This window comes from Deinococcus hopiensis KR-140 (assembly GCF_900176165.1).
GTDB classification, from domain to species: Bacteria; Deinococcota; Deinococci; order Deinococcales; family Deinococcaceae; genus Deinococcus; species Deinococcus hopiensis.
In genome coordinates this window covers 127,581-150,960 of sequence record NZ_FWWU01000007.1, presented here as the reverse complement: position 1 = coordinate 150,960, position 23,380 = coordinate 127,581, and the positions used below count along the sequence as shown (strand labels likewise).

Here is a 23,380-nt window from a genome sequence, read left to right as displayed (position 1 = left end):
CTCGGTCAAAAAGGGAACTTCTTTTTGACAAATGCTGTAAGCCGCGTAGTATCTCTAGCGGTTGTTCCTCACACCCAAAGGTGTTGGGACGCACGGGGTATGCTTGCCCGTTAGTCCCGTTCCCGCCAGCCATTGTCGGGGACGCTCTTCGTCTTGAACGTTGCCGCCAGACCGCTGGGCAGCGCATTCTTACCCGTTGTGGTCAAGGGGCACGGTGGTCAGGGCAAAGAGCCCTGGAGTGGGAAGGACCAGGAGCGGAATTCAAGGTTGCCCCAGCCATCAGGGCTATGGCGAAGAGTGTTGTGGGCCCTGAGAGAGGGAGCGCAACAGTTGGAGTGTCTCCCGTTTGCGCTCCGTTGGGAAGAAGGCCCGATCGACTGCCTCAACGACTGCAATCGCGCGAGGAGCCAGCGCCTCACCCTGTTCGGAGACCGTCAAGCGTTTGGCACGGGTGTCTTGTGGGTCTGTTGTCCGCTCGATGAGTCCTTTCAGTTCCAGGGTACGAAGGACCGGGGAGGTCATTTTGACGTCGATCTCTGCCTGTTGTGCGAGGCGCAGCTCATTCGGCTGCCCCTCGTGGGTGTTGAGCCACCAGGTACATGCCAGAAGTACGAACTGCACGTGGGTCAGGTCGAGCGGATCCAGTGCGGCTGTGACGGCGCGCTGCCAACGTAGAGTGGCGTGCCAGAGGAAAAACCCTGGACTGTCACCAGGGGCGAGTGCCATTCGGCCTCGGCGAGACGGACCAGCGCGGCAATCGTCGCCGGGAAGTCTCCTGTAATGGCCGGTCCGATCTCAGGGCCGAGTTGGTCGGCGTTGGCCCCCTCAATCTGAAGACGGTAGCTGATTTCGGTTTGCCCGTTCGGCAGGTCTCGGAGCGCATGCACGGTGCGGATGCCTAGGCCCTCCATAGCAACTTCATCCGTGAAGCTGGTGTTCTCCTGCACGTCGTCCAGACGAAGGCTGAGGGTGTCGTTCGCCGTCATCATGTTGATGTGACTGTCGACGGCGAACGGGCCGGTGAGTTTGGCTTGGACGACATCTGCATTCCAGCGGGGCCAGTTTTGGACATCTGCCCAGAGGGCATAGATGTGTTCTGGTTTGGCGGTGGTGGTCATGGTGTGCCCCTAGGTCCACATGGTCTTTTCCTCTTGTCTCTGCTTAGATTATCTATATGTGGACTACCGTCAAGAGTCGACGGGATTGCGCCTGCCAACCCCTGGGGGAGTTTCGCCGCCAGCTCACCAACAAGGCCCAGTGGGACCGGAAGTGGTTGGCGGTCATAGAGCGCTGGTTTCCGTCCAGCAAGCTGTGTGGAGAGTGCGCCGGCATCAACGCGAATCTGAGACCCTCCTGGACCAGGAGTGGCCGTGCGGGTGCGGAGCGGTTCACGACCGCGACCTCAACGCCGCCCGGAACGTTAAGCGGGAAGAGCGTTCGCAAATCGTCGTCGCGGGGCACGCGGTGACGTTCAATACCCGGGAGAGGGTGTCAGACCTGCGAAAGCAGGCAGTCCTCGATGAAGCGAGAATCCGACGGCCAGAGCCATAGGATTCTTAAACCCAGCAGTATCAAAGCAGATGCCTGGACCCTGATCTTCGGGACTGGGAAAGGTCACGTGAGTCCCGCGTGAATGCAGGTGTTTCCGGATCACCTGATAGCTGTGGCCCTTGTCAGCCACGCGGTGGGCTGGGCAGGACGAAGCCTGGGCCGTCCTCGTCCTGTACGGAGAACCGATCCAAGTCGGCATAGTGGAGGGGAAGCGAGCGATCCCGCTTCCCCTCCAGTCGTTGAAACAGCCCGTCCTCAGCGGCTGGCGTCCTTGGCGTCATGCTCACTGGCATTTTCGTGAAGTTCAGCCTTCCCGCGATCGACCAAGCCCTTGCCCTTTTCAACAGCACTCTCGATGGGATTGTCGGTGGTCTCTGCCTTGAAGTCGTGCCCTTCGGCACGGGCACGATCTGCACCCTCGTTGACCTTGTGTTTGACCGCGTCTACAGCATTCCCCAGGCGTTCGCCGATGCTCTTGTCGTCGCTCATACCTCAACTGTAGCCAGCGCCTGCCCAGTTGGATGACACTATCCTCAAGAGGCACCCCCCTTTGAGGTGGCGTGGGCTCATTTCCTCTGCGTTCGACCTCCAGGGCAGGGACGATCTTTTGGCAGGAAAGGCGCGCCATGCGGCCGCGTTCCAGTCCAGATGGCGTGAACCTCCACTTTGTGCCGTTCTACCTTGGCTTCAGGAGTCACGGATTTTTCAATACATGGAGTGCAGGCGTTTGAAAGCGTTCTTGGAGAAACCGCCCGTGCGTTTCGAGGGCTGTCGCGTCGTCCCCCGCGAGGTCCTCAACGACCTGGTTCATCACGCCTTCGAGCAACGCGAGTTGGACAGAGAGTGACTCGGCGGGTGTCTTGCCATCTGGACGGCGGTGCAGCCGGGCGTAAGCTGGGGGAAGCGTAAGGTAAGCCTCGACCGCTGTGGGAAGGTAGCTCAGCGCTGTTTCCCGGACCAGGTACGCGCCCCGGTCACCGAGTTTTTCCAGGTTGCGTAAGCGCGGCAGGGCTTCACGGATGGCGCTGATCACTCCGTGCAGACGAGTCTCTGCTTCCCGGGGGAGACGTCCGCGCGTTCGGTCTTCGAGTTCCTGCAGGCGGGCGAGAACGTCGGCAGTGTGTACGGGTGCCGGGGTGGGGAGCGCACCCCGTGGCTCTCCAGGCACCGCCAGCGCCCCTGCGGCGTACAGCGCGAGCGTAATCAGTGGCCACCCTACGCCAATCACCCCCGTGAACATGAGCAGCAGCCCCAGCAATGCGAGGGCACTTCCCGCCAGGTGTTTGTTCGAGTACAGGTACAGGACAGCGTTACTGGTACGCACGAATTTCCTTGAAGATGCTGGGCAGCGGTCTGGAACGCGCGTCGAACACTCGCCCACCGGTCGCGCGGGCAAGCTCTTCCATCTCATCTGGGCTGGCTTCACCGAACAGAATTGGGAAGATTCGTACGTCCCGCACGTGCTGAGGCTTTGCGGCGCGTACCGCGAGAAAGTCGTGAAGGCCCATGCCCTCGTTGTTCTCGCCATCCGTCATCAGCACCACAGTGCGGATGCGGTTTGGTTGTGGCCCTTCGCCCTCAAGCTGTTGGAGTGCACTGGTCAGGGCGTCGTAGATCGCCGTTCCGCCCTGAATCTGTAGCTGTTTCGCGTAGTCCTTGATCTGCTGCAGGGCAGCTCCCTCATGGCCGCTTGACCCCACCTGGTACTTTTTCAGGTCGTGAACCTTGCTGGAAAAGGTGAGGAACCGGACCTGCTCGCGTGGAGCGAACTGCGCGTATCTCCCCGTGACGCTCACATCACCACCCGCCAGGGCCTGCAGGGAGCTTTTGAGTGCGTCCAGTCGCTCTCCTTGCATTGAGCCGCTCACGTCCAGCACAAAGGTCGTGCTCGCTGGACGGCGGTTCTCGTTGAGGTAGGCGCTCAGCGTCGCCTCAATGGCTGCGAGTGAGCCAGGAAAGGCCAGTTCAAGCGGCATGTCTTCCTGCCCTCCCAGTGGGTGGCGGCCCGTCCTTTCCTTGACCAGGGTTTGCGCTGCTGATGTTTTCAGGTAATCCGTTACCCGTCCGTAGGCCTCGCGGGCGTCAGGATTCAGGAGGATCAGCGGGTAGTCCGCAGTAACAACGCCTTCGTCGGGAATCAGGACGCGCAGCGGCTGGCGCAGCTTTCCGGACGCGTTGAGTTGTGTGATGACGTTCTCGTAATTGATCATCCCCCCAAGTTTGTCTTGATCACGGATGTACGCCTCGCCGAGAAATCCACTCGACCCCGCGCTCAGCACGACCCCTCTGGCGAAGCCGCGCACTTCCGGCGTGTCCAGTTTGTCCAGTGCGACGGCGTCGCTGCCACCTGCAAGCGCAGCAGTGACGCCGACCAGAGCGCTGAATCCAGAGTTGGAGGCCACGGGGTTGGTCATGGCAAAACGGAATTCCCCGCTGCCTGCCTTTCTCGCAACGTCTTTCCAGGAGACCGCCTTATCCCAGCCCCACTTCTGCGCGAGGTCTGCGCGGACGGCCAGCACCACCGGACTGAGCATGGTGGGGGTACGCGTCAGCAGGCGTTTGGCAACTTCCGGTTGCAGCCGCAGGTAGCGGTCGCTGGACAGCCACGCGAAGTCCGCTTGTTCGCCCGCAGCGAGGCGTTCAGCAGCGTCGATGGTGCCCGTGTACTTCAACTGGAGCCGCACGCCCGTCTGGGAGGCAATCGCGTCCAGGACTGGACCTTCGAGGTCGCGAAGTTCCGATCCCGCAAGGACCGTGAGCGTGGGCGATGTGGGGTGCGGCGCGCAGCCCGTGAGCAGTGCACCCAGGAGGAGACTCAGGCCTCTGCCAGCGCGCTTCACTGCGTTCCTCCCGTGACGCCCTGTACGAGGGCGTCGAGCACCGGTGCGGCGGGGAGATCCACGGCGTCACCCGTATCTTTGGCTGACGTGTTCGTGTTACCGCTTTGCATGGCCGCTGTGAAGACCTTGGGGTCAAGGGTGCGCCAGCCGTGTTTTGCTGCGAGAACCTGCAACTCCGGTTCGGTCATCGCTTGCGCGAGACGCTGGCCGCCGTCACTGAGGGACACCAGTGCGTGCCGCGTGTAGGTGTTGGGCGTTGGGTAGACCAGGCGCATACCGCTGCTCAGGCGACCAGCGCGTCCAGCGGTGATGAACTGGGCCTCATACACCAGCACCAGCGGCGCTTTGCCCATTCCGATGGCGAGGTAATCCTCGAAGGGCCCCTGGGAGGTGGCGTCCTGGTAGCCCTGCAGTGCGAACAGTGGCCGCAGCTTCGGTAGCAGCCCGGGGACATTCCGCGCGTCAGGCACCTGCTCTCTGTTCTGCGTGAACGCAGCCACCCCGAGGAATGCCGCGGCAGAACTGGACGTCCTGGGGTCAGTGGTGGACACCAGGACGGTCCTGGCACTGCGGTATGGACTGCCTGTCAGGTCCCGCCAGCGTTTCCCGTTCTGCGCGAGGGAGAGCAGGCGCGCGACGTTCAGCGTCTCTCCCTTCAGCGCGCCTGCCCGTCCCAACGTTGGCATCAGTTTCTTCCAGGTAGCGACGGCCAGCGGCGTGTAGAAGACTTCGGTCACCTGCGCCTTTTTCCCGGCTATGCGCGCAGTCTGCTGCGCGGCGGCACTTCCAGAAGGAAAAGCGAAGTCATAGCCGATCAGGGCGCGGGTGGCGATATCACGCGATCCGGCAGTCTCGGCCGTGACCCTCAAACCACGTCTTTCCAGCGCAGCGATTACGTCCGGGTCAGCGAAGAACTCGGCTTTCTCTGAGCCAATGACGCCTTTAAGGACTGTGACTCCCGGGGAATTGTGCACGTAACTGCGGTATCCGCCGTAAACAGCACCGAGAAGTAGGGCAGCGCTCAGCAGTGGAGCGAGGGCGCGCTTCATCAGTCACTCCGCTGCGAGAAGAGGGTAGGCCCGCTGTGCGGGGCCCGTGCGCAAGCCCTGGTCATCGTTGCCGGGCCGTTCTGGGTCGTGTAGGCGCTCATCCTGAGTTCAGGATGAGCGCGTTATGTCACGCTCTTGTCAGCACATGTAACGTTAGGGAGGGCCACGAGTAAAGTGTGTCACGGCAAAGTACGTTTCAATCCAACCGCTTTTAGAAACGGGGGTAAAGCGTCAGGAGCACCACCCTTCATGGACCCACATCCCCCTAAATAAGGACAACAAAAAACAAGCCGCCCAGGACCGGGGAGCCGGCATCTCTCCCCTGGGCTACTTGCTGCCTTCGGAGTTCGAACGCCAAGCTGTGGTGCTCAACTTCAGTTGCCCACAATCGTGACAGACCCAAAGCCCGATTTATTGATACCGGCTCAAGTCTGGAACGAGTGGTAGGGTAGACTGGGGTCGTGGTGCAGGTCTGGCGACCCTTGAGGCTGAGCCGGGCGCAACCCGAAGAACGACGGCTATATGTGCAGCAACTTCTCCAAGATCCTGAAGTGCTCGACCGCCTTGGTCTCAGAAGGCACTGTGCGGACTTGAATACAACGACTCCGAGAACGAGGCAGTCTCGAGGCAACGCGGGCCACTGGTCCTCGGCGTCGCCTGACTGCTGAACAACTCAAGCAGCTCCAAGCCCTACTCGGGGCGGGTTCGAAGGCCGCGGGGTACAAGGATGAGCGCTGGATCACCTCCCGCGTGCGGGAGGTGATCGGGGTGCTATTTGGGGTGTGGTACCACGGCGATCACGTGAGGAAGGTACTCCATCAGCTGGGCTGCCCTCCTCAGAAACCCGATCCACGCGCGATGGAACGGGACGAACAAGCCGTTCAGACTTGGGGGCAGATCGTCCGACCCGAGTTGGAAAAAAAAGGTCGCTCAGGGCGCAACGCTGGTCTTCGTTGACGAAAGTGGCTTCAGCCTGAAACCGACGGTCACGCGGACCTGGGCTCCTCGTGGGCAGACCCCCATCATTCACGCCAAAGCTGGGTGGGATAAGCTGTCGACCCTGGGTGCAGTGATGACGGGTGGTCAATTCCTGCAGCACACTGTACCAGGAGCCGTTCGAGGGCCTCAAGTGCTCGCGTTCTTTGAACATCTGCTCCGACATATCAAAGGCGACTTGGTCGTCGTCCTGGACAACGCTCGCATTCATCACACGAAGGCCCTCTTGGCCTTCGTTGAGCAGCAACAGCGTCTCACCATCCAATACCTGCCGCCATATGCTCCTGAGCTCAACCCGATCGAGCACCTCTGGGCCCATGTCAAAGGGCACCTGCTCGGCAATTTCTGCCCCAAAGATCAGGGCGAAAGGTCGCTTGAACTTCGCCGGGCGTCGCGTTCGCGCCTCACGACTTCCCACCAAGCTCACCCACGCATATCGCTCGTCTCAAACCTGAGCCGATAGCAATAAAAGGGTGGGATTCTCGCATCAGCGACAAATGGCGGCGTGGGCTGGTCTTCTTCTGTCTCCACAAGCGTTTCGGGAGTCGCCTCCCCCGTTCTGGTAGGACACACCAGACGGAGTCCGAGCTTCAGGATGTTGAGAGCGGCGTTGTGGTCCTGTTCCGCTCGCGCTGCTCCTCAATCTTGTGACAGAGCGATGGGTTGGATTCGAGGCGTGAAAGAAGCGCTACCTGCTGAGCTGGTCCTTCAGGCGGAGGAGACGGGCAGCAAGGTCGGGGGTAAGCGCGCGGCGCGTCATTCAGTACTATTGAGCAGTCTCTCAAAGGAGAATACCTATGACTCGATATTCCATTGCTGCTGGCCTGCTTATGACCGTCCTTGCGCCCGCATCTGCGGTACGCGCCCCATCCGAGCAGAACGATTTGAATTTTAAAATGTTCATCACTTCGACAGAGCAGCGCTACAAAACAATGAACGACCCTGACAGTAGGGTGGTAAAAATAGTGAGAGGCTGCGATCCCGATGGGAGCAACAGTGTCTACACCTGTATCTACGGGGTTGTGGTAGAAAACACCCAGCCTGGAAAGAAGACCACCACAATTGATTTGTACGAAGACAATTCGGGGGTACGCATCTGCTGGATTACCTTGCCACGACAAAGCTTTAGCACACAGTACAGCATCGTTTTCAAGGGTGAGAACTGGAGTGTATATACCAAGACCAGGGGGAAAACGATAGACCTGCACGATAAAATAGAGTGCCCTAAGGACTAGGCGTAATTACTCAGGGGTACTGTTGCACAGCTTCTTCATCTCAAACCATCTGCTTGGACTGGTGTAGCCTAATACCGACCTCTCCGATCAGAGCCCGAGATATTAATGTAACCGACTTGGCTCATCTATAATAAGTGGCTTTGTGTTTTACTTAATATGACTTCTTGGCAACATATCATTTCCCATGCCAAGTAGTCTCTACAAACCTTCAGCCATAAGAGTAAATAGGTCTGTGTCTCTGTAGGCTTTGCCATAAGGCTTAAGATGGGGCGACAGCAGTGGTGACCTACTTATAGAGCCAGAAACTACCAAGATGGATTCACCTGACATTAACCGCTTTCAAAATGCGAAACAGTGTCAAAAAGGAGATAGCAACTTCATAATAAGACTCCCTTTAGCTCTTCAGCAAATTACTACTGAATGAGCCAATTATACTCCACCAGGCAGGAATTGTCTCTATTACACCTTGACCTTGTCCGCAAGGATGGAAACCGGGCATCTTACAGGCTAGAACTGAGCGAATGAACCACGAACGATAATTCTCGTTCCACTATTCACCGTTTTCCCCTTTCTTTGAAGCTCTGGGGATCCACCTGGTTCATGTTGGCAACTACACTTCTAGGGTACCGTTAATTCCAAAGTTGCCAAGCTGAGGTCCGCTCCCCACAACGTTATGGAATAAATGCGTGAGACGCGTGACGCCTTCGCACAGTTCTTCTACGGGACGTGTAAATGGAAGGCGTACGTGCCGCGCAAGGAGACCGTCGTGTGCGAAGCGCTCTCCAGCTGTCAGGCGCAGTCCAAAGCGATCGGCGTGAGCAACCAGGGACATTCCGACCGGCTGCGGGAGCATCACCCAGAATGACAACCCACCTTCCGGCAAGCGGTACGTCCACTGGGGAAGATGCAGGGTAAGTTGCTCCGCCAACACGTCCCGCTGCTCCCGGAGTTGTTCACGGCGCCGCTTTAAGAATGGGTCCGGATTTTGCAGTAGCCAGGCACCCGCCAGTTGCTCCATCACTGGCGTGCCCAGATCAACAGTTGAGCGCGCCGCCCCCAGCCGCTCAGCAAAGTGCCGTGGGGCACGGATCCATCCCAGGCGTAAGCCACCCCAGAAAGATTTGCTCATTGAGCCGATGCTTACCACCACGTCATGCTGGTCGTAACACGCGAAAGGAGATGGAGGCAGAACATCCAAGGCCAGTTCGGTGAGCGTTTCGTCCACTACGACGAGGGTGCGAGTGTTTCGAAAGAGACGCGTGAGTTGCATCCGCATGGCGGCCGGCATCAGGTGCCCAGTCGGGTTGTGGAAGTCGGGAATGAGATACGCCAGGCGAGGCGAGGTCTGCAGGGCGGCGGCTTCCAGCCCTTCAAGGTCCCACCCCTCGGGTGTCAGGGGGACGGGTACAGGTCGGCAGGACGCGCCCCTCAAAGCGTCAAGGGCGTGAGGATAGGTGGGTTGATCAATAAGGACGCGGTCCCCCGGACTGGTGAACGTACGAACAATGAGGCTGAAGGCGTGCTGGGCACCGGATGTGACGATGATTTGTTCCGGAGTGGTGGGTAAACCTCGGGCGGCATACCGTGCAGCGATGGCCTCCCGTAAGACGGGTAGTCCGAGCGGTGTGTACCCATGCGTCGGAAGGTAGGCAGGCAGCGCTGTCAGGGCATGCGTGAATGCCTCGTGGATAACGCCTTCTGGAGCATTCGGGGCAGCTGCGGCAAAATCAATGAGGTGCGGGTTGGACAGCGGGGGAAGAGGGACGCCCGGCGTGCTGGCGAGTGGTGGGAGAGTAATGACACCGCGCACACCTGGCCGGAGTTGCAAGAACCCTTCGTCCTGAAGGACGTCATACGTCGCCTTGATGGTATTGCGGCTGAGCCCCAGAGCTTCGGCAAGCGCACGCTCACTCGGGAGTTGCGCCGCCAGGGGAAGGCGGCCGTCAAGAACCAGGTGTTGAATGCTGCGCGAGAGGTTGAGGTACGCCGGTCCGCGGCCTGTCCATGGTCCAAGAAGGTGTACCAGGGCCGTTGCGGTGATTTTGCGCTGGGTCATGGTACCAGTTTATCCAAACTGGCTCTATCCAGTAGCACCAGATTCTCCTAGATTACATCAAGGGGGACCAGAAGTGACGATAGCAATTAACAGTCAGTTGAACGTTGACACCCACAAGGCTGTGACGATTGCTCCGATGAAGGACGCAAATGACCAACAGGCCTTTTATGACCTGAACGTGGAATGGATTACAGCGCACTTCGAACTAGAGGAGAGTGATTTGGACATTCTCCATCATCCCCAGCGAGAGGTGATTGGGCCGGGTGGACAGGTGTACTTGGCTTATTGTGAGGGCAGGGCTGTCGGATGCGTTGCACTGATGGCTTACGGACCGGGGATTTACAAGATCGCAAAGATGGCAGTGACGCCTGAATACCGTGGGAAAGGGATTGGGCGAAAACTGCTCTTGCATGCCATAGAGCAGGCCCGGTCGCTTAGGGCGCGCACACTCTTTCTTGCCAGCAGCGATATATTGGTGCCCGCGATAGGCTTATACGAGACAGTAGGATTTCAGCGCTTGAGCATTGAAGAATGGCCCTTTATGCGGTTTGCCCGAGCGAATGTATTTATGCGCATGCACTTGTGACACCAAGCCGACAGATCTGATTGAGTTTGATACATACACTTGAGCCGTCTTACCAATTAATTCATTTTAACAATTTATACTAGACTCCTACAAGTGTTATCACCAACTGTGTCGTGTTTGGCGTGAGGTGGTTAAGCAAGAGGCCTGAACTTCAAGTTCAGGCCTCTTGCACATGGGTGTCAACTTCCTCGGTGGTGGAATTCTCGGAGCTGGCCGTGCCGCACGCCATTTGCACTCGGGTACAACCCCCCAAACAAGTCGCGGTCCTCCAACCCGGGCGGCGACCGATCATCACGAGGTGCGCGCCTTCCGTCACCGTTGCTTTAAATCGCGCTCGTCGTCTTGAACGTCGCTGGTGGCCCGTGAGCAGCACGTTCTCGCCTTGCCGAATCCACCGAACAAGCCGCGTGACAAAGGGGCTCGGTGTTGCCGTGTACACCGGTATTTTCGATTCGGGCCGAACAGCCGGGCAGTCCCTTCCTTTCGGGGAACCACCACGGCCTCCTCTGCGAGGGTGACCTGTTCCTGCTCCACTCGGGCTTCCACATGTGCGGAGGCTAGAGAAGGGGTATGCCGCACCTATCAAGGCTCAGCTCTGGGCATGAAACACCTCCCAAACACCATCAAGTCCTTCTCCCATGCCATGGTGGACGGGTACGCAGGGATTAAGGCACCGCAGCAGTACGCGGAGAACCAGCGAGCGGACCGTGGGTTCGTCGCCCATCTCAACTCTGGCGTATTGAATGAATTGCTCTGCCTTCTCTGGGGCGAAGCGCAAACTCACGCGGGTGGCAGTTGCGGGAGTATCACGGTCCAGGGCATTGGCGTGATCGCGGAGACTCCTGCGCAGCTCAACCCCAGCTGGAAGCAGGTGACGAATGCACAGGAAACCAGTGCGCTGCACATCGCGGAGAACGGGATCCCCCCGGAGGACACGACGGACCCCTGGTGAACGTTGGTCCAGCGAGTGCTCTCTGGTGGGTACACTCTGCCCACTTCCAGACAGGCCTGGAACACGCTCAAGGGCTGCGAGGCCAGAACAGGGACGCTGGTCCGGTGCCCGCTGCTCAGACCGTCGCTCCCGGACGGCGACGCCGTCACGCCAAGCGCCGTTGACAGAAGTCGCCCTGAGTATTAATCTCCTAATATTAAGGACTTAAGACTATATGACTGAATCGGCCTCGTATCTTCTCCACCGGCTCGTCTTCGAGCTTGATCGCGCCGCTGACCGACTGCTGCGCAGCCACTTCGGCATCTCATACAGTCGCGCACTCTTCCTGTTCATGCTCCAGCACCATGGAACCGTTACCCAGCACGAACTCGCTACCGCGCTCGGCTACAGCGACCCGGCGATCAGCACCATGCTCAAGGGACTCATTCAAGACGGTTACGTACAGGTCGTGCCCAGTCCAGAACACGCCCGCAAACGCCTGGTCAGCCTCACGCCTCAGGGAAGCCACTTTGTGGCACAGGGGCGGAAATTACTCGACGGCAAATTTGACGAACTCATGACCCAGGCCGGGGTTGACCTTCAACACTACGCCGACCTGACGCAGCGGCTGAACCAGGCTCTGGTCGGCCAGAGGAGCCCCGATGAATAACACTCCACTCCCCTTTGGCGAAGCCTCCACTGTCCTTTCCCGGGACGGCACGCGGATCGCATATCACACCCTCGGCCAGGGGCCGTCGGTGATGGTAGTCCCCGGAGTCCTTTCGACGGCAGCCAACTATGCGCGCTTTGCTGATGCCCTCTCACGGCGCTTCACAGTTCATACCGTTGAACGGCGCGGGCGAGGCCTGAGCGGCCCCCAGGGCAAGGATTACAGTGTCCTCAAGGAACAGGAGGACGTCCTCGCTGTCCAGGAGGCGAGTGGCGCAACATTTCTCGTCGGCCACAGCTTCGGTGGCCTGATCGCCCTTGAAGCGGCCCGCACCCAGCGCCTATTCTCCCGAATTGCTACCTATGAGCCTGGCGTATCCATCGGCGGCTCCATCAATATGAACTGGATTCACACGTACCAGCAGAAACTCCTCCAGGGGAAATCCCTTGATGCCTTCGTGGAGTTTATCCGAGGTACGGGCCCAAAACGTGCCCAACGGACTCCGAGTTGGCTCATGAAGTTCCTCCTCCCACGCCTCGTCAAGCCGGATGAACTCCGCGAACTGCTCAGCCTGCTCCCCGAGAACCTCAGGGAGCATCAGGCCCTGGCAGCACTCGACAGCACCCACCACCACTACCGGGACGTGGCAGCGGAAGTACTGCTTCTCCGGGGAGGACGCGATCCACTCGACTGGGTAGAGCCCACCATTAGGCAGCTCAGCGAGGTTCTACTCCACGCCGAGGTGCAGGTCTACCCGACGCTCGATCATTTTGGGCTCGATAAGGGCGCGCCTGAAGAGGTCGCGCGTACCGTCGGTCACTTCTTTCTTCGCTGAGCTCCTGGGCCGCCACAGCGCCGGTTGACCGATAATCACGTGCGCCCCTGGGCCGACGACCCAGTCCTGTTCCCCGTGCAATGCTGCCCGCATGTGACCAAAGGCGTCCGAGATCAACCAGCCCGTGGTGCACCAGGGCTTCTAAAACGGGCTCAGGAAGCCTCGCAGGTCATGCTCGGCATCTCCCCCTGCGCTACCAGTCGGCAGGGTGCCCTTGGCCTCCTGGGTGCCCGGGGAGGGGAGCGGGGTGGTGTTGGGACGACGGTCCTGCACCAGCAGTTCCCGGCGAGCCTGTTCGAGCAACCGCCCAAGTACATTCCGACTTTCCCCGTTGCAGATCTCTCCATACGTATTGCCCCAGGTGTTCCCTTCCGCGGTGGGGGAAGAGGCGTTCACGAGCTGTTGAGCGAGTTCCGGGCGTCTGAGCTTCTCCCGGAGGAGGTTCAGCATGAGGTCAAGTTCGACCTCATGCTGGTCAGGGCAAATCCCGACGGTCTTCCCGAGCTTCTTGGCTTATGCGGCCGTGATGCTGAGGAAGCGTGCAGGAGCCAGGAAGTACTGCTACTTCAAAGTTTGCAAAAATCGGACAGGCAGGTCGAGCGTCTCTCCCGCCCCCACGTGCTGAACGAGTAGAGCAGGTTCAATTGCCGGGTGGTGCTCGTGCTTTTCTCCTGGCAGGGATCGGCGAACAGCTTGATGCCCGCTTTCTTCAGCCCGTCAGCGATCACGCCATACGCTTCCTCCGCGAAGTCATCGTCTTCGCCTCCAAGCCGACATCGGCGCACACTATGCGGAAGTCCTTGATGTCGGCGCTGGTGTGGTCGGCTCTGGCAGCAGGGGAGAGCCGCAGCGCGGCGAGGAATGGCAAGGCCCTGCGTTTCAGGTTCATGGGCCTCCTGGGTGGCCAGGGAATGGCACGGTCCACATGCCCCTGAATATGAAGGCAAATGGCTTTTCTACCAGGCCGGTGGGCCAGATTCAGCGCCCGTAAGCATGTCCGTTCGACGCGACGGACACCGTTTACCAGGGAAGGGGCTTGCGGTCATGGAAGAACCCGCCGGTGGGTCCGCCCTCAGGCAGGGTGGCGAGCCACACGACCGTGTCCGCGCCCTGCTCGACACTGCGCGGGGCCCGAGGGCCCCCCATGTCGGTCCTCACCCATCCGGGATCCACGCTGTTCACCAACACCCTTGGCCCCCCCGCGTGCGCCATCAAGCGCGTCAGGGCGTTCAAGGCGGCTTTGCTCGCCGAGTACGCTGGGGCATACCCACCCATGCTGGAAAGCTGCCCGGCGCCGCTACTGACATTCACCACGCGGCCGTACCCCCGCTCCCGCATGCCTGGTACGAACGCCTGGCACAGCCGGAGCGGACCCATAAAGTTCGTCTCCAGGCTGTCCTGATACGCCTCAGGTGGCGTCATCAGGGCACTGTCCCCCTCACACAGCAGCACCGCAGCATTGTTTACGAGAATGTCGAGGCGCCCGAAGGCACGCTGTACGTGGGCCGCGAGCGTCTGAATGGAGGCGTCGTCCCGCACATCGAGGGAGACGGCCGTGACGGCTCCCCCGCCCGAGTGCAGGGCCGCAGCAGCCTGCTCTCCCTGGGCCTCACCCCGCGCGGCAAGCAGCACGTGCAGGCCCTGCTGGGCGAGCTGGCGGCAGACTTCCAGACCAATACCGCGGTTACCCCCGGTCACGAGGGCTACCTTCTGTCTCGTCATGTTTCATTCTCCCCGGTTTTGCACAGCGGGAGAGGGCGCCCGCATGTTCTCGGCGCGCCACTGACGGTTCGTCATAGTCGCCGAACCCTTGGTAACGTCGGCTGACCACACGCCCGTTTGGCGTGTGGTCCATCAGGTGGAGCGTCGAAGTTTCCCATACAGCGCCGTTGCTTCGCACCCGATCACCCTAAACAGCTCCAAGGCACGACGTGAGCGCCGTTCAGGGAAACCAGCCATGTGCCGCTTTGAAGTTTCCTTCCGTCCGTGGCGGCGAGGGACTCCTCGCCTCGCCGCCGCAAGTACCTTCCTGAACCTCTGCAGCAAAAACAGAGGTGGTGAGAATCACCAGTGTTCGGCCGCCACCGGTAAGACCCGGCAACAGACAGGAGCGCACCGCATGAATGATGTTTTTTCTTTAATAAAAGAAGAAAAAGATTGATGTCATCATCATAGAGCAGAGGTAAAGTCCGTCTGGCACAGCGCTTTTGGCACTTTTCCCCCAAGTTCCACGATGTTTTCCCCCAAGTTCCACGGTACTTTTGAGGCGTGTTCCCCCAAGTTCCACGATAGTCCAGACGTTGAATCCCCCAAGTTCCACGATATTTTTCCCCCAAGTTCCACGAGGGTCACGGCGGACACTGCCGCACCTCATACGCCCTTTCTCCTTGATTCCCCCAAGTTCCACGATACAGCGAGCTCAAAATCCCCCAAGTTCCACGTGAGTTGAGGGGAGGTGGGTAAAACATGTTGTCAGACGAGTTTGACGAGCCGTTTCCCCCAAGTTCCACGATAATAGGAATTCCAAAACCCCCCAAGTTCCACGATTGGCCCCCCACGTTGAACCCGAGAAATATCTCTCCAGATCCCCCAAGTTCCACGAGGGCTGAGGGGTGAAGCTCAGCCGCGTGTACATACGCCGGACGGCAAAAACCACCTCGCCGAAACGGCTCAGACAGACGAGGGGAAGGAGAAGTCAGAGCAGCGCGCGGAGGTCGCGGATTCCTACCTCCGGCGACATGAGCACCCGGTTGAGAATGGCGTGCATCTGCGCCGCGTCCACTCGGCGTTCAAGGACCGCGTTGCGGACTTGATCAATTTCATGCAGTTCCAGCCCGTGCCGCTGAAGTTGCCGGACCTTGAAGGAGGTAAGCATAAACTCGACCGCCGCTTCTGGCCCCTCTTTCTGGATGGCCAGGTGCAGCTCTTCCTCAAAAAGATGGTTCTGCTGCGCCTCTGCCTTGACGATTTTCGCCTGGGACGCCTTGCGGGTGCGTTGGATATCCTGCTTGCGCAACTCGTCACTGCGGGTTTGCGCGACGATCGAGTCCACGTCCTTGAGCAGGCTGACGAGGTATGCAGCGGGATTCTCGATCTTCTTGTTTGGGCGCTTGAGTTCCTCTGCAAATTTTGCGACGACGACGACAACTTTCTCCCCCAAGTTGCGGGCGTACTTCTCGGCCACACCCCGGTGAACACCGTGTTTGACCAGCAGGGCCACGTGTTCTTGGTTGATGGGAGAGGTGGTCTCCCCATACGTGTAGTGAACGGTGGTCTTCAGACCCTTCCCGACGTAATTGACCGTGGCGAGGTAACCCATCTTGATGAGGGGCTCGTGCATGCTGTCGAGCGCCCGGCGGACGTGGTCAGGACGGCGGTTGAGGACGCCGCAATTCTGCGCGTGCGTCATCAGGGAGACCGCCATCCGGTAAGGTTTGGGATCGCCGCGCGTCGCTGCTTCGTCGAGGTACATGTCCAGCAGGCGGTACAGCGTGCGGGAGCCGACCGTGGGCAGGCTCTGGTAGTCGGTGAGGTTCAGGGGCTTGATGTAGCCGTTGCGGATGGACTTGGTAATTTCCTCGCTCAGACGAATGCGCAAGACGCTGCGGCTGTCAAGCGTAATGTCCGCGCCTGTTTCCTCACGATGTGTGCGCGTCAGGCTGTCAATGATGCGAAACGACACCGTCGTGTACCGCTTGGCGTGAAAATCAAACCAGCCGTCTGTGATGTGGTACGTCGTGTTGAAGACCCGGGCCAGACACTGGGAGAGGGCCTGGTAGTGTTTGCCGCTGGTTCCCTGCCCCGAGAGCTTAAGCAGCGCATACGCACTCGTGGTGATGATCCCGTCGGCAGGGCAACCCGCGTCAATGTACACGTTGATCAGCGCCACCAGCAGGTCGTTGTCGCTGCCGCGGGCCATGCCGATGCCGGGCACGCCAGTACACACAATTTTCGCCGGTTGACCGTTGGTGCGGATGACCATGCGTTCCAGGCGCAGCAGGTCCTCGGGCAACCGCTCCTGAACAGGAATGAAGTTGAGGGCCGCCACGTTCCGCTCGTCGTGGCCCCTCAACACGTCCTTCTCCTGATCCTTGCCCCGCGGCTGCCCCATGCGGTCACTGTACTTGCCGCGCCACTCCGCGGTCTATTGGGAAAGGAACGCAGCGCATCGTGAGATGGTGGCGTGGGGCAAACCACATCTGACCTTCTGGTCAGGCGGTGTTCTCGCAAGTCCTGGTGCCGGATTCTCAGACGTTTATGACCCACACGGGCTGCGGGGGCCGGTCCTGGGCGAGGCGGCGCGCGAATTGCTCCAGTACTGCGACGAATTCAGGCGCTCCACCCAAGCTGACCGTTTCCCGACGCATGTGGCTTCAGGGTGACGGGAAGGAGCGCAACCGTGCAGTGCCGGGCAGGGCAGCGGCGCACGTTTCTACCCGTGCGGCACCTATACCCGGCAGTCTGGTGGGGCCTGGGCCATGTCACGCAAACATAACGCTGTCCCCCCTAATGCGTTCGGGAAGGGGCTCCTGTACGCCCGACGTTGAGGTCATGCGCTCCCACCTCCACGGTGATCCCCGGGCGGCGCAGCGGATTCCAGGGGCTCCGCGGTGCAACTGCCTCTCGTCTCTGCCCGGGCCTCGCCTCAACAACCTCTGGAAACTGCGCAGACTCGGTCAGGCCGCCTGGACTGTTCTCCCGCAGGCGGCTGACGGTCTGTGGGTGGACGCGCGCGTTTCATGTGGGCGTTAAGGCCCGCAGGTACGGTGCGAGACTGAAAGAACCCTGGACCTGTCGGTTGGGCAGCAGGCCCCGGAAGAGGTGCGACCTTGATCTACTTCATGTTTGCCACGGGCATCGAGAACTCGTACCCCACGGTGCAGGGCGGGCGGGTGAGGCAGGACGAGATGGACAAGTGCGGGCACTACACGCACTGGCAAAAGGACTTTGACCTCGTGGGGGAACTGGGCGTCGGGTACCTGCGCTACGGGCCGCCCATCCACACCACCTGGCTGGGTCCGGACCATTACGACTGGAGCTTTGCCGACGAGACGTTTGCGGGGCTGCGCTCACGCAACATCACGCCCATCGTGGACTTGTGCCACTTCGGGGTACCCGACTGGATCGGTAACTTTCAAAATCCCGATTTCCCGGTTCAGTTTGCCCGTTACGCGGCTGCTTTCGCTGCGCGCTTTCCCTGGGTGCAGCTGTACACGCCCGTCAACGAGATGTACATCTGCGCCCTGTTCTCGGCGAAGTACGGCTGGTGGAACGAGCAAATGACGACCGACCGCAGCTTCGTGACGGCGCTGGGCCACATTGTCAAGGCCAACGTGCTGGGGATGCAGGCCATCTTGAATGCCCGTCCCGACGCCATCTTTATCCAGAGCGAGTCCAGCGAGTACTTCCACGCTGAGAATCCCGCCGCCATTGGCCGGGCGGAATTCATGAACGAGGTGCGCTTTCTGTCGCTGGACCTGAACTACGGGCACCGGGTGGGGTCGGAGATGTACGAGTACCTGCTCGACAACGGCATGACGCGGGAGGACTACCACTTCTTCCTGCAAAACAACCTCAAGCACCACTGCATCATGGGCAACGACTACTACGTTACCAACGAGCATCTCGTTCACCCCGACGGTTTGACGGAGGCCAGCGGGGAGATCTACGGCTACTCGGTGATCACAGGCCAGTATTACGCCCGCTACGGCCTGCCGGTGATGCACACCGAGACGAATCTCTCTCAGGGTGCGGGAGGCGACGAGGCGGTGCGCTGGCTGCGCAAGGAATGGGCCAATGTGCTGCGCGTTCGCAACGATGGCCTGCCCATCGTGGGTTTTACCTGGTACTCGCTGACCGACCAGGTGGACTGGGACACGGCGCTGCGGGAGAACAATGGGACGGTCAATTCGCTGGGCCTGTACGACCTGAACCGCAACATCCGGCCCGTGGGCGAGGCGTACCGCCGCCTCATCACGGAGTGGCGTGACGTTCTCCCCACCCAGAGCGTCGTGCTGACCGTACCTGTCTTTCCTCCCAACCAGCAGGAGAGCGAGGCCGTGCGGGACCTGCAGGACAAGGCCCGCCATGCCCGCCGGACCCAGGACGCCACCGCCCAAGGCAATGAGCCCACGTCCCCCACACCCACCTCTTCGACAGGAGCCTGACATGACTGCATCTGATTCCCCCAACACTGCCCAGTCCACGCCGTCTGCGCCCCCTGCCCTGCCCCGACGCTTCGGCAGCAAGGTCGTTATTGTGACTGGCGCGGCAAGTGGGATTGGCCTGGCTGCGGCCAAACGTTTTGCGCAGGAGGGGGCGCGGGTGGTGATCGCGGACCTTCATGGTGACGCTGCAGAACAGGCCACCGAGCAGATGAAAGCTGCCGGGGCGCCCGCCGCGTTGGGGGTGGCCTGCGACGTATCGGACCCTCAGCAGGTGGATGCCTGCGTGGACGCAGCCGTGGCCCGTTTCGGGAGGCTGGACGTCGTGGTGAACAACGCCGGGCTGATGACCTTCAAGCCCATCACTGAACTGACGGTGGACGACTGGCAGCGCGTGCTGGCAGTGGACCTGCTGGGGGCCTTTTCCTTTCTGAGGCGCAGCTTTGAGGTGATGAAACCGGGGTCGGCCATCGTGAATGTTTCCAGCATCCACGCCCATGAGACCGAAGCGCTGGTGGCCCCCTACGCCGCTGCCAAGGCGGCCCTGGTGTCACTAACGCGCAGCGCCGCCATCGAGGGCAAACCGCGCGGCATCCGCGTGAACGCCGTACTGCCGGGCGCGGTGGACACGCCGATGTTGTGGAACAATCCCAATGTGAAAAGCGGCGTGGAGAAGATCAACCCCAATGACGTGGGCCGTCCCGAAGACCTTGCCGCTGCCATCGCCTTCCTGGCCTCGGACGACGCCGCTTTTGTGCAGGGCACGGAACTGATCGTGGACGGCGGGCGACTCGATCACCTGTAACTGCCGGCCAAACGGTGGGCGGTCTGACCGCTGGGTTGGCACATCACCGCCGAAAACAGGCCCACCTCAACCGGCCTCCGGTGGCCCCTTCCGCCACACCGCCCGCGTCAGGGCGCTCAGACCCAGTGTTGCCGGAAGCGGGTGGGGGCAACAGGAGGTATGCGCCTTCCCAGTGGGTGCCGGGAAACTGGGCCTTGAAGCGCAGGAGCCTTTCGCAGTTGTAATGGCGGGAGAGCAGTGGGCGCGGGGCATGGGCACCTCATTCCAGCGGCCAGGAGCGTGGGAAATCCTCGCCAGGCAGGTTCAGGTCGGCGAGGGGCGCGCAGCCCAGGGTAACGCTCTGCGTACCTTCCGCAACGCAGCAATGGCCTCCTGCACGAGGAGGGCCGCGGTGCCGCCCGGTGCGCCGGAAGCGCGCACCACGTCCTCCAGATACCAGCCACCCCGGGCCCCCAAGGGGATGCAGGCCAAAAAGGCCACAGCCGGCCCCTCCTGCCGCGCCAGGAAAAAACGGCGCTGGGCTGGGTGCTGCCGGGGTGAGGGGTCCAGCACCCAGCCCAGCGCTCGCCCGCGAGGCGAGCCACGGGCAGCCCAGAATTTCGATCTCGGTCCACACCGCGTCGCTCGGCTGAGGTTCGGGCTGCAACCTCCACCCCGCGCGCCGCGTCCGGTTAACGTTGTTGCGCATGGTACTTCCCGCATTGTCCCGGGAGGATCAGCGCTGCGCGTCCAGGTGCGGCGTCGCTCCAAGGCGGAGTGCCCGCCGCACCTCGCCACCTGCCGCACGCGCGAACGCTGCCGAGCAGCCTGTGAGCGCGGGCGTGACCCGTTGGGCCCGCACAGTGTCCCGAAAAACACGTGCAAAGTCGCTCCAACCTTCAGCAGGTGCAAGGGGATTACCTGCCGCCGGCCGTGCCTGCCCTACCGCACGATAGGGCAGCGGTCCCAATAGGCCCGGCACGGTCAGGGCCTGAACGTCCAGCATCAAGCTGGCAAAACTGGCGGACGCGTGGCCAAACTCGCCGTGTAGGGCCAGCCATCGCGCGGCCAACAGCCGCTGCTCCCGGGCCGTGGCGGCGCAGGTAGACGTGGCCACCAGGGGCCGGCCGAAGGTGGAGGTCACCGCTGGGACCGTGGCCGGGCTGTCTAAAAGCCGGATTTAGGTTCACCTCACCGGGGGTCTCCATCTGAGTTCGATGTGGCGGGCGTAGCTTGAGGCATGCGTTTCCTGGTGGTTGAAGATGAACCCGAAATCCGCCGTCCCTTAGCGGCCAGCCTGAGAGAAGCCGGGTACGCGGTGGACGAGGCAGGCTGTGCCGAGGAGGCCCGCGAACTCGCCGCCAGTTTCCCCTTTGACGCCCTGATGGTGGATGTGGGACTGCCGGAGGGTCCCCGGTCGGGCTTTGATCTCGTGCGGGAGCTGCGCGAGGAGGGCATTCCCTTTCCGGTGCTGTTCCTGACGGCCCGCGACGCTGTGGAAGACCGTATTGAAGGCCTGGACACTGGGGGCGACGATTACCTCGTCAAGCCCTTTCATCTCGGGGAGGTCCAGGCGCGGCTGCGGGCCCTCGTGCGCCGGGGCCGGGCGGAGGTGCAAAGCACGCGGGTCTGGCGCGACCTCCGGCTCGACTGGACCGCACGGGCGGTGTACCGGTCAGGTGCACGGGTGGCGCTGACGGCCAAGGAGTTCTCGCTGCTGGAGGTGCTGGCCTCGCATCCAGGTCGGGTCTATACCCGCGAGGAACTGATCGACCGTGTGTGGGACGGACGCTTCGGGGCCGAATCGAACGTGGTGGACACCTACGTGCGCAATCTGCGCCGCAAACTCGGCGACGATGCGGTGCGCACCCTGCGGGGCCTGGGTTACAGCTTTCCGGAAGGGGAGTAAGGGTGGTGGGTTCACCCCCGCCTGACGCACTCCCCCGCAGCTGCGCCCGTTCCACCGGGGAGCGGGTCAAAGCGAGCTTGTCCCTCCCGCAATTGCCCTGAGTGGTGTTCTCACCTCTTTCCCCCTTTGCATTGAAGGCCGGGAGAAGGAAGCGGCAAGACCCTCTTAAAGCGAATCTTTCGGATCAGCACCCTTCGTGACTTCGTCTCAGCACGGAGAACGAGGGCCTTTCTTGCATCTCCAGGGTGAGGAGGGAACAGCGGGCGAAGCTCGCCCTCAAGACGTTGGCCCTGAGTCCCGCCCCTTGCCTCTCCACCTGGAATGCGCCACCATTCCAGCAACGCCACCCCTGAGGCCCCTGACCCTGCGCACCCGGCTGACCCTCCTGACCTTTGGTGTTTTGCTCTGCACGCTGCTCGCATTCGCAGGAGTGGCGGGGGTGGTGCTGTGGCAGGTGGAACTGCGTTCGGTGGCCCGGCAGGTGGCGTCGCAGGCCGACGCACTGCTCGCGGTGGTGCAGTCCACGCCCAGTCAACTTGACGATATCGGCGACGATATCCTGGAAGAAAGCGGTATTACGGCGTCAGCGCGCGTCTATGTGGATGGACAGCTGCGGTGGGCGGGTGGGGCTTCGGGGCCCGACACCCTGGACCCCGAGTTTCTGAAGGGGAGTGGGCCTGCGTGGGCGCGGCAGGTGGGTGGGTATCAGGTGATATCGCGGCGCGGCGGCATGGTCGTGGTGCAGGTGGGGCGCAACCTGCTGCCCCTAAAACATTTGATGCAGCGCTACGCGTCGGTGGCTGCCATGACCCTGCTGCTGCTCAGCGTGCTGGGGGGCTGGCTGGTGGCCCGCGAGGTGCGCCGGGCGTTGCGGCCCCTGGAGGCACTGGCGCGGCGGGTGGGGCACCTCGACGGGCCTGGTCCGCTGCCGGGCCTGGAGGAACGCGACGAGGTGGGCGCCCTCGCCCGCGCCTTGGCAGAAAGCCTGCGGGCGCTGCGAGCCGAGCGCGAACGTGAAACCCTCTTTCTTGCGAGCGCCTCGCACGAGTTGCGCACGCCCGTCACAGCGATGCTCGCGGACCTGCAACACACCCTCTCGCGGGAGCGGCCCCCGGAGGAGTGGCACGCGGCCCTGGAACGTACGGAGCGTACAGCGGGACGCCTGCGCCAGCTGACAGGCAACCTCATGACCCTCACCCGGGCGCAGCGCCTGCTTCCGCTGGGGCCGTCGCGTGGGCCCACCGTGGACCTGCTTACGCTGGCGGGCGAGGCGGTGGACCTGCTGCAACCGCTGGCGATGCGGCGCGACCTCGACCTGTGGCTGGACGGGGCCTCGGCTCCCGTGCGCGGCGACAGCACCTTGTTGAGCAGCGTGCTCGAAAACCTGATCGGCAATGCGGTGAAGTTCACGCCACCGGGGGGGCGGGTCCTGGTGGACGTCTCAGCCCAGCCTGGTGGGGGCGCGGCGCTGCGGGTGGAAGACACCGGCCCCGGCTTTCCGGGAGGCGTCCTGACAGACGCCTTCGTGCGCGGACTGACCGAGGTGGAAGGCTTTGGGCTTGGGCTTGCCGTGGTGCGGCGGGTGGTGGAGGTGCACGGGGGTACCCTGCACCTGGGGCGGGCAGAGGGCGGTGGCGCGCGGGTGGACGTCACTCTGCCGGGCGAGGAGGCCATTTCGCCTTTAACCAACTTTTAGAAGATGAGAGCATAAGCGAGCCCACGCTGCCCGTCTTCGCCGCCCTACAGGACCGACGACGTCACCTCAACCGGGCGG

23 protein-coding genes and 1 pseudogene are annotated in these 23,380 nt (G+C 61.6%); 11 read left to right on the top strand and 13 right to left on the bottom strand.

Features of this window, described 5'->3' with window-relative positions:
- Nucleotides 1-285 precede the first annotated feature (285 nt).
- Nucleotides 286-726, bottom strand: coding sequence for a MarR family winged helix-turn-helix transcriptional regulator (locus tag B9A95_RS37005; protein ID WP_084047133.1), 441 nt, complete (start codon nucleotides 724-726; stop codon nucleotides 286-288).
- Nucleotides 627-1,118 (bottom strand): SRPBCC family protein, encoded by a 492-nt coding sequence (locus tag B9A95_RS09300; protein ID WP_084046716.1) that lies wholly within the window; start codon nucleotides 1,116-1,118, stop codon nucleotides 627-629. Before B9A95_RS09300 ends, B9A95_RS37005 begins: the two co-directional genes overlap by 100 nt.
- A 56-nt stretch (nucleotides 1,119-1,174) precedes the next feature.
- Here B9A95_RS09300 and B9A95_RS37000 point away from each other — a divergent pair, with 56 nt between their 5' ends.
- Nucleotides 1,175-1,468 (top strand): zinc ribbon domain-containing protein, encoded by a 294-nt coding sequence (locus B9A95_RS37000; RefSeq protein ID WP_425429928.1) that lies wholly within the window; start codon nucleotides 1,175-1,177, stop codon nucleotides 1,466-1,468.
- A gap of 338 nt (nucleotides 1,469-1,806) precedes the next feature.
- Here B9A95_RS37000 and B9A95_RS09290 read toward each other — a convergent pair whose 3' ends face one another.
- From B9A95_RS09290 to B9A95_RS09275, 4 genes are all read right to left on the bottom strand, one after another.
- Complete coding sequence (locus B9A95_RS09290; RefSeq protein ID WP_084046715.1) at nucleotides 1,807-2,040, bottom strand: hypothetical protein; 234 nt, start codon at nucleotides 2,038-2,040, stop codon at nucleotides 1,807-1,809.
- Nucleotides 2,041-2,245: 205 nt separating this feature from the next.
- Nucleotides 2,246-2,875 carry a hypothetical protein gene (locus tag B9A95_RS09285; RefSeq protein ID WP_084046714.1) on the bottom strand — a complete coding sequence of 210 codons (630 nt, stop codon included), beginning with the start codon at nucleotides 2,873-2,875 and terminating at the stop codon, nucleotides 2,246-2,248.
- Nucleotides 2,862-4,391: a substrate-binding and vWA domain-containing protein gene (locus B9A95_RS09280; RefSeq protein ID WP_084046712.1), complete on the bottom strand. Its 1,530-nt coding sequence runs from the start codon at nucleotides 4,389-4,391 to the stop codon at nucleotides 2,862-2,864. The genes B9A95_RS09285 and B9A95_RS09280 overlap by 14 nt, the downstream gene beginning before the upstream one ends.
- On the bottom strand, nucleotides 4,388-5,440 hold the full coding sequence (locus B9A95_RS09275; protein WP_084046710.1) for a type 2 periplasmic-binding domain-containing protein: 1,053 nt from the start codon (nucleotides 5,438-5,440) through the stop codon (nucleotides 4,388-4,390). The genes B9A95_RS09280 and B9A95_RS09275 overlap by 4 nt, the downstream gene beginning before the upstream one ends.
- Nucleotides 5,441-5,904: 464 nt before the next feature.
- Between B9A95_RS09275 and B9A95_RS34525 the strand changes: the two are divergent.
- Together B9A95_RS34525 and B9A95_RS09270 are read left to right on the top strand one after the other, a co-directional pair.
- Nucleotides 5,905-6,891, top strand: a pseudogene (locus tag B9A95_RS34525) (IS630 family transposase).
- 342 nt (nucleotides 6,892-7,233) lie between these two features.
- Entirely contained in the window at nucleotides 7,234-7,671 is a 438-nt protein-coding gene (locus B9A95_RS09270; RefSeq protein WP_084046709.1) for a hypothetical protein, read from the top strand.
- A gap of 610 nt (nucleotides 7,672-8,281) precedes the next feature.
- Here B9A95_RS09270 and yczR read toward each other — a convergent pair.
- The gene (gene yczR, locus B9A95_RS09265) at nucleotides 8,282-9,727 is read right to left on the bottom strand and encodes a MocR-like transcription factor YczR (RefSeq protein WP_084046707.1); all 1,446 of its coding nucleotides are present in this window, start codon (nucleotides 9,725-9,727) and stop codon (nucleotides 8,282-8,284) included.
- 73 nt (nucleotides 9,728-9,800) lie between these two features.
- Between yczR and B9A95_RS09260 the strand changes: the two genes are divergently transcribed.
- From B9A95_RS09260 to B9A95_RS09245, 4 genes are all read left to right on the top strand, one after another.
- Entirely contained in the window at nucleotides 9,801-10,313 is a 513-nt protein-coding gene (locus tag B9A95_RS09260) for a GNAT family N-acetyltransferase (RefSeq protein ID WP_170928542.1), read from the top strand.
- 601 nt (nucleotides 10,314-10,914) lie between these two features.
- A complete protein-coding gene (locus B9A95_RS09255) occupies nucleotides 10,915-11,265 on the top strand; it encodes a hypothetical protein (RefSeq protein WP_084046706.1) in 351 nt (116 codons plus the stop codon).
- A gap of 214 nt (nucleotides 11,266-11,479) precedes the next feature.
- On the top strand, nucleotides 11,480-11,914 hold the full coding sequence (locus tag B9A95_RS09250; RefSeq protein ID WP_084046705.1) for a MarR family winged helix-turn-helix transcriptional regulator: 435 nt from the start codon (nucleotides 11,480-11,482) through the stop codon (nucleotides 11,912-11,914).
- Nucleotides 11,907-12,749 carry an alpha/beta fold hydrolase gene (locus tag B9A95_RS09245; RefSeq protein ID WP_084046704.1) on the top strand — a complete coding sequence of 281 codons (843 nt, stop codon included), beginning with the start codon at nucleotides 11,907-11,909 and terminating at the stop codon, nucleotides 12,747-12,749. The genes B9A95_RS09250 and B9A95_RS09245 overlap by 8 nt, the downstream gene beginning before the upstream one ends.
- Nucleotides 12,750-12,890: 141 nt before the next feature.
- On the opposite strand, the gene B9A95_RS09240 is transcribed toward B9A95_RS09245, so the two are convergent.
- From B9A95_RS09240 to B9A95_RS09230, 5 genes are all read right to left on the bottom strand, one after another.
- Nucleotides 12,891-13,199: a hypothetical protein gene (locus B9A95_RS09240; RefSeq protein ID WP_084046702.1), complete on the bottom strand. Its 309-nt coding sequence runs from the start codon at nucleotides 13,197-13,199 to the stop codon at nucleotides 12,891-12,893.
- Nucleotides 13,200-13,315: 116 nt separating this feature from the next.
- Complete coding sequence (locus B9A95_RS33485) at nucleotides 13,316-13,477, bottom strand: hypothetical protein (protein ID WP_170928541.1); 162 nt, start codon at nucleotides 13,475-13,477, stop codon at nucleotides 13,316-13,318.
- Nucleotides 13,474-13,638, bottom strand: a complete 165-nt coding sequence (locus B9A95_RS33480) for a hypothetical protein (RefSeq protein WP_170928540.1) — start codon at nucleotides 13,636-13,638, stop codon at nucleotides 13,474-13,476. The genes B9A95_RS33485 and B9A95_RS33480 overlap by 4 nt, the downstream gene beginning before the upstream one ends.
- Nucleotides 13,639-13,769: 131 nt before the next feature.
- The gene (locus B9A95_RS09235; protein WP_084046700.1) at nucleotides 13,770-14,471 is read right to left on the bottom strand and encodes an SDR family oxidoreductase; all 702 of its coding nucleotides are present in this window, start codon (nucleotides 14,469-14,471) and stop codon (nucleotides 13,770-13,772) included.
- A 973-nt stretch (nucleotides 14,472-15,444) separates the two neighbouring features.
- Nucleotides 15,445-16,860 carry a replication initiator protein A gene (locus B9A95_RS09230; RefSeq protein ID WP_084046699.1) on the bottom strand — a complete coding sequence of 472 codons (1,416 nt, stop codon included), beginning with the start codon at nucleotides 16,858-16,860 and terminating at the stop codon, nucleotides 15,445-15,447.
- A 718-nt stretch (nucleotides 16,861-17,578) separates the two neighbouring features.
- On the opposite strand from B9A95_RS09230, the gene B9A95_RS09225 reads away from it, so the two are divergent.
- Both B9A95_RS09225 and B9A95_RS09220 read left to right on the top strand, forming a co-directional pair.
- A complete protein-coding gene (locus tag B9A95_RS09225; protein ID WP_212648283.1) occupies nucleotides 17,579-18,916 on the top strand; it encodes a family 1 glycosylhydrolase in 1,338 nt (445 codons plus the stop codon).
- Between the two features lies 1 nt (nucleotide 18,917).
- Nucleotides 18,918-19,718, top strand: coding sequence for an SDR family NAD(P)-dependent oxidoreductase (locus tag B9A95_RS09220; protein WP_084046697.1), 801 nt, complete (start codon nucleotides 18,918-18,920; stop codon nucleotides 19,716-19,718).
- A gap of 715 nt (nucleotides 19,719-20,433) precedes the next feature.
- On the opposite strand, the gene B9A95_RS09215 is transcribed toward B9A95_RS09220, so the two are convergent.
- The gene (locus B9A95_RS09215; protein ID WP_084046695.1) at nucleotides 20,434-20,841 is read right to left on the bottom strand and encodes a hypothetical protein; all 408 of its coding nucleotides are present in this window, start codon (nucleotides 20,839-20,841) and stop codon (nucleotides 20,434-20,436) included.
- A gap of 96 nt (nucleotides 20,842-20,937) precedes the next feature.
- Here B9A95_RS09215 and B9A95_RS09210 point away from each other — a divergent pair, with 96 nt between their 5' ends.
- A complete protein-coding gene (locus B9A95_RS09210; protein ID WP_084046693.1) occupies nucleotides 20,938-21,606 on the top strand; it encodes a response regulator transcription factor in 669 nt (222 codons plus the stop codon).
- 304 nt (nucleotides 21,607-21,910) lie between these two features.
- Nucleotides 21,911-23,302: a sensor histidine kinase gene (locus tag B9A95_RS09205; RefSeq protein ID WP_245808222.1), complete on the top strand. Its 1,392-nt coding sequence runs from the start codon at nucleotides 21,911-21,913 to the stop codon at nucleotides 23,300-23,302.
- The last annotated feature ends 78 nt before the right edge of the window (nucleotides 23,303-23,380 follow it).

Bases quoted from the DNA above. Each gene is read 5' to 3' on its own strand.
- B9A95_RS09245 (WP_084046704.1), top strand. From the start codon at position 11,907: ATGAATAACACTCCACTCCCCTTTGGCGAAGCCTCCACTGTCCTTTCC.
- B9A95_RS09250 (WP_084046705.1), top strand. From the start codon at position 11,480: ATGACTGAATCGGCCTCGTATCTTCTCCACCGGCTCGTCTTCGAGCTT.
- B9A95_RS09210 (WP_084046693.1), top strand. From the start codon at position 20,938: ATGCGTTTCCTGGTGGTTGAAGATGAACCCGAAATCCGCCGTCCCTTA.
- B9A95_RS37000 (WP_425429928.1), top strand. From the start codon at position 1,175: ATGTGGACTACCGTCAAGAGTCGACGGGATTGCGCCTGCCAACCCCTG.
- B9A95_RS09235 (WP_084046700.1), bottom strand. From the start codon at position 14,471: ATGACGAGACAGAAGGTAGCCCTCGTGACCGGGGGTAACCGCGGTATT.
- B9A95_RS09270 (WP_084046709.1), top strand. From the start codon at position 7,234: ATGACTCGATATTCCATTGCTGCTGGCCTGCTTATGACCGTCCTTGCG.
- yczR (WP_084046707.1), bottom strand. From the start codon at position 9,727: ATGACCCAGCGCAAAATCACCGCAACGGCCCTGGTACACCTTCTTGGA.
- B9A95_RS09275 (WP_084046710.1), bottom strand. From the start codon at position 5,440: ATGAAGCGCGCCCTCGCTCCACTGCTGAGCGCTGCCCTACTTCTCGGT.
- B9A95_RS37005 (WP_084047133.1), bottom strand. From the start codon at position 726: ATGGCACTCGCCCCTGGTGACAGTCCAGGGTTTTTCCTCTGGCACGCC.
- B9A95_RS09220 (WP_084046697.1), top strand. From the start codon at position 18,918: ATGACTGCATCTGATTCCCCCAACACTGCCCAGTCCACGCCGTCTGCG.
- B9A95_RS09300 (WP_084046716.1), bottom strand. From the start codon at position 1,118: ATGACCACCACCGCCAAACCAGAACACATCTATGCCCTCTGGGCAGAT.
- B9A95_RS09255 (WP_084046706.1), top strand. From the start codon at position 10,915: ATGAAACACCTCCCAAACACCATCAAGTCCTTCTCCCATGCCATGGTG.
- B9A95_RS33480 (WP_170928540.1), bottom strand. From the start codon at position 13,638: ATGAACCTGAAACGCAGGGCCTTGCCATTCCTCGCCGCGCTGCGGCTC.
- B9A95_RS09240 (WP_084046702.1), bottom strand. From the start codon at position 13,199: ATGCTGAACCTCCTCCGGGAGAAGCTCAGACGCCCGGAACTCGCTCAA.
- B9A95_RS09230 (WP_084046699.1), bottom strand. From the start codon at position 16,860: ATGGGGCAGCCGCGGGGCAAGGATCAGGAGAAGGACGTGTTGAGGGGC.
- B9A95_RS09290 (WP_084046715.1), bottom strand. From the start codon at position 2,040: ATGAGCGACGACAAGAGCATCGGCGAACGCCTGGGGAATGCTGTAGAC.